The following is a 4,164-nucleotide window of genomic DNA, read 5'->3' as shown; positions in this document are numbered from 1 at the left end:
GTCAGTCGCTTCGCGACTGCCGCCTCCCCATCGCTTCGCGACAGGGAGGATTAGGCGTTCAACTCGCGAGGCGCTTGGCCAGAGCGGCGGCCATGCGGCGGTCGAGGTGGCGGCATATGCTCAGCCAGCGGGCGCGTGCGGCGGTGTCGCCGCGTTCATGGGCGGCCTCGGCCTCGACGCGGGCCTGTTCGGCGGCGGAGAGGCCGTGGCGTGCGAAATGCATGAGGGCTTCGGCAATGCCGGCGTCGATCTCGGCGGCAGGCTTGCTCTCGATGGAGCGCAGGCTAGGGCGCGGGAGAAGGGGGCCGTTGTCGTTGACCGCGCCCAGCGGCGCGCCGGTGCAGAGCACTCCGGCAATGGCCGGCATCGTCCCGTTCATGGCGGCGGCGAAGCGGATGGTCATGGGCGGATAGTCTCTCTTCTTGGTGGGTGTCGACGGATCAACCCTCTACCCTGGCAGCGATGAACCCATCATGCAGGGACGTGGTTTCTCAAGTCTTGACGATACCACCTAGGGACATTCCCCGGGTGCCTCCGCTGCAATCGATTGTCTTCAATTTGCGGGCTGGGTGATCCAGCGGCCGGAGTTTGCGTACTCGGGCTTGATGCCCTGCGAACCCGGCAGATTCCGGGCGGTATAGAGCGATTCCCCGCCGCGCTGCTGCACTTCGCTGGAGTAGGCGGGGCTGGGCTGGATGGGCATGGTCGGGCTGGTTGCCTGCGCGACCGGCTCTGCCTTCGCGGGCTGGGCCGTGCCGAATGCGCGCTGGACGGCGAGCGGGTCGAGCGCCGCTGCTGCAGCGGCGGCATCTGCGCTGTCGTCATGGCGGTGCGGAGCGGCCATCGGCTCGCCGCCGAGGTAGGCGAAGCGGAACGTCGCCGCGCTGCCCGCCGCGCCGCGCAGCGCGTAGAAGCGGTGCGCGCCGATGGTGGAAAGGTACTGCAGGCTCGGCGCCCAGTAGGGGTTCACCTGGACGGTATGATAATGCGTGGCGAGACCGACGGGTGTATAGACGTAGCCTGCCAGCGCCTGGCGCGCGACGTTTTCGGCGCGGTCCCAGAACATGCGCTGCGGGCGGCGGGCGAGCGAGCCGTCGCAGGTGAACGAGAACTGGCAGCCTGTCGAACGTTCCGACCCCTCGTAGACGACGCCGCAGACGGTCTTGGGATAGGCAGGGTGGGCCATGCGGTTGAGCACGACCTGCGCCACCGCGCGCTGGCCCGCGTCGGGCTCGCTCGCGGCTTCGTAGTAGATCGCGGCAGTCATGCACTGCAGCGCGCGGGTGCGGTCGACGCCGGAGTTGTCGATGTAGATCGGCCGCGCGGTAGCCAGCGGGCCGGAGACGCTGTCGTCGGCGTCGGAGCGGATGCCTTCGCCGACCTGAAGCGGGGCCTTCTCGGCTTCGAGGTAATAGAAGGCCGAACCGGGGAAGCTGGCGCCTGCCTGCTCGAACGGCATGGGCAGTGCTTCGGCGCCTTGCGAGGCGGCGTCGGCGATGGCGAAGCTGTCCCAGCCTTCCGGCGCGGCGAAGGCGGGAAGGGCGACGGCGGCGAGCGCGGTCACGGCGAAAGTCCAGCGGCGGCGCAGGACGACCGGGCGGTGGCCGACACCGCGGGCGCGGCGCGGATAGCGGCCGACGAAATCGCGCGGGCGTTCGAACGGAGCGCCTTGCGAATCCATCACCGGCGCCGGGGCGGCGTCTGGTCCGGGAATGGAAGGGGCAGGGCTCACTCGGTTCCTTTCGGCCGCAATTCGGCAGCACCGGCCTAGCCTGTGCCTGGTGCGCGCGCATCCGGGCATTCCGGGCCGTCCCGTTGCGGTACAGCCACGCTCTGTACGCTTAAGGGCTTAAGATTTGGCTGCATCCCGTCGTCCTGGACTTGATCCGGGACCGCTGGCCGTGAACGGCGCACCCTTGCGGCGTGGCGCCTTGCCCATGGCTCGCGTCTAAAGACAGCCACCGGTCCCGGATTGAGTCCGGGACGACGAATGCTTGCCAACCCCTGTATGCCGCACTATCCGCGCGGTTACGTCATGGGTTGCCCGCAAGGGCCTAAGAGGGAAGCCGGGTGCGAATACCGGCGCTGCCCCCGCAACTGTGACCGGGGAGGCCGCCTCCACCATGCCACTGGCCCGTATGAGGGCCGGGAAGGCGGATGGCGCGACTGACGATCCGGGAGCCAGGAGACCTGCCCGAGACGGTCGTTCCGCAGCCGGACGGGGTTCTTCCGGATGCAGCGAGTGTGACGCGCCATGAGGAAGGCGCGCATGCCTCCGCCGTGAACGGCACAAGCACGTTCAAAGGTTCGGAGGACATATGAAGTATCTGTTTCTGCTCGGCACCGCGCTTGCCGTGAGCACCCCCGCGATGGCGGATGACGGCGACGATATCCTCGTCGTCACCGCCACGCGCGAGCCTACTCCGATCACCCAGGTCGGCCAGTCCGTCAGCGTCGTCACCCGCGACCAGATCGAGCGCACGCAAGCGACCACCGCCACTGACGTGCTTGCCCGCATCCCCGGCATCTCGACCGTGCAGTCGGGCGGTTTCGGCCAGCCCGCGAGCGTCTTCGTGCGCGGCGCCGAGAACGCGCAGTCGCTGGTGCTGATCGACGGTGTGCGCATCAACGATCCCGGCGACGTCGGCGGCGGCTTCGACTTCGGCGCGCTGCCGATCGGCCAGTTCGACCGTGTCGAGGTCGTGCGCGGTTCCTCGGGCGTGCTGTGGGGCAGCCGCGCGGTGGGCGGCGTCATCAACTTCATCACCGCCCGCCCGACCGAACAGTGGACCGCGCGCGGCCAGGCCGAGTATGGCTGGCGCGACCGCAAGCAGGCGAGTGTCTCGGCGGCGGGTCTCGTCGGCCCGGTCGGCCTGACGCTGGGCGGCAACTGGCTCAAGGGCGACGGCTTCTCGGCCTTCAACGAGCGCCGCGGCGCCACCGAGAAGGACGGCTTCGAGAGCAAGAGCGCCAATGCCCGCGCCTCGATCGAGTTCGCGCCGGGCCTCTCGGCCGATGCGGGCGGGTTCTACACCAAGGCGAACTACGACTACGACAACACCGGTGCCGATGCCCTCAACGTCGGCATGAAGCGCGATACGCTGGGCTATGCGAACCTGCGCTATGCGGGCCTCGACGGAAGGCTGAACGCGCGCGTCGGCTATGGCATCAACGACACGCGCCGCATTTCCGACGACGCCGTCTTCGGCCCCTACACCACCAACGGCCGCACCGAGCGCTTCGAAGGCCAGGTCAGCTTCGCGCCCATCGAGCAGGCGAGCGTGCTGGTCGGCGGCGAGACCGAGAAGCAGAAGTTCGACGACAATTACGGCTCGAAGGATTCGACCACCATCGACAGCCTGTTCGGGAACCTGACGCTGCGCCCGTTCGCCGGCCTGACGCTGAACGGCGGCCTGCGCTACGACGACAACTCGGACTTCGGCGACCGCACGACCTACGCCGCCAACGGCGCCTGGGTGATCGGCGGCGGCGACAGCGCCCCGGTCCTGCGGGCCAGCTACGGCGAGGGTTTCAAGGCGCCGTCGCTCTACCAGCTCTACACCAACGCGGGCTTCCGCGCGCTCGATCCCGAGACGTCGAAGAGCTGGGACGTGGGGCTGGAGCAGCCTTTTGCCGAAGGGACCGGCCGCTTCACGGTGACGTACTTCGATCGCAAGACGAAGAACCTGATCGACTACGACCTCGCGAACTTCAATTACTACAATGTCGGCCGGTCGCGGGCGCAGGGTGTGGAACTGGGGATGCAGGTGACCGACTGGCAGGGCTTCGACGTGAACCTCGCCTATACCTACCTCGACGCCGTCAACGAGGACACCGGCGCGCAGCTGGCGCGTCGTCCGAAGAGCAATCTCTACGCCAGCATCGACAAGGCGTGGGCGGTCGGTCTGAAGCTGGGCGCGGACCTGCGCGTCGGCGGCGGGCGCTACGACGATACCGCGAACGCGCAGTACGTCGGCGGCAACGTAGTCGTGGGCCTGCGCGGCGCCTTCGCGGTGACGCACAATGTCGAGGTCTATGGCCGCGTCGAGAACCTGTTCGACGAGCATTACGAAGTGGTGCGCACGTACGGCACGCCGGGGCGCTCGGCCTATGCCGGCATCCGCGTGAAGATGTGAGCGAAAGGGCGGTTCCCGGCAGGCGTCG

3 protein-coding genes and 1 riboswitch are annotated in these 4,164 nt (G+C 68.4%); of the genes, 1 reads left to right on the top strand and 2 read right to left on the bottom strand.

Features of this window, described 5'->3' with window-relative positions; translation table 11 throughout:
* Positions 1–58: 58 nt before the first annotated feature.
* Complete coding sequence (locus ACYPYD_RS04120; RefSeq protein WP_008832361.1) at positions 59–403, bottom strand: hypothetical protein; 345 nt, start codon at positions 401–403, stop codon at positions 59–61.
* Positions 404–553: 150 nt separating this feature from the next.
* Complete coding sequence (locus ACYPYD_RS04115; RefSeq protein WP_459662187.1) at positions 554–1,732, bottom strand: cell wall hydrolase; 1,179 nt, start codon at positions 1,730–1,732, stop codon at positions 554–556.
* 288 nt (positions 1,733–2,020) lie between these two features.
* Positions 2,021–2,212, top strand: a riboswitch (cobalamin riboswitch).
* 106 nt (positions 2,213–2,318) lie between these two features.
* Between ACYPYD_RS04115 and ACYPYD_RS04110 the strand changes: the two genes are divergently transcribed.
* Entirely contained in the window at positions 2,319–4,136 is a 1,818-nt protein-coding gene (locus ACYPYD_RS04110) for a TonB-dependent receptor domain-containing protein (RefSeq protein WP_459662186.1), read from the top strand.
* Positions 4,137–4,164: the final 28 nt, after the last annotated feature.

It is taken from the genome of Novosphingobium sp. 11B (assembly GCF_054589055.1).
Note: the sequence above shows the minus strand (reverse complement) of the source record. Positions and strands in the feature narration are given on the sequence as shown.

What these genes read in the sequence shown, in the direction of transcription:
- ACYPYD_RS04110 (WP_459662186.1), top strand. Translation starts at nt 2,319, where the DNA reads ATGAAGTATCTGTTTCTGCTCGGCACCGCGCTTGCCGTGAGCACCCCC.
- ACYPYD_RS04120 (WP_008832361.1), bottom strand. Translation starts at nt 403, where the DNA reads ATGACCATCCGCTTCGCCGCCGCCATGAACGGGACGATGCCGGCCATT.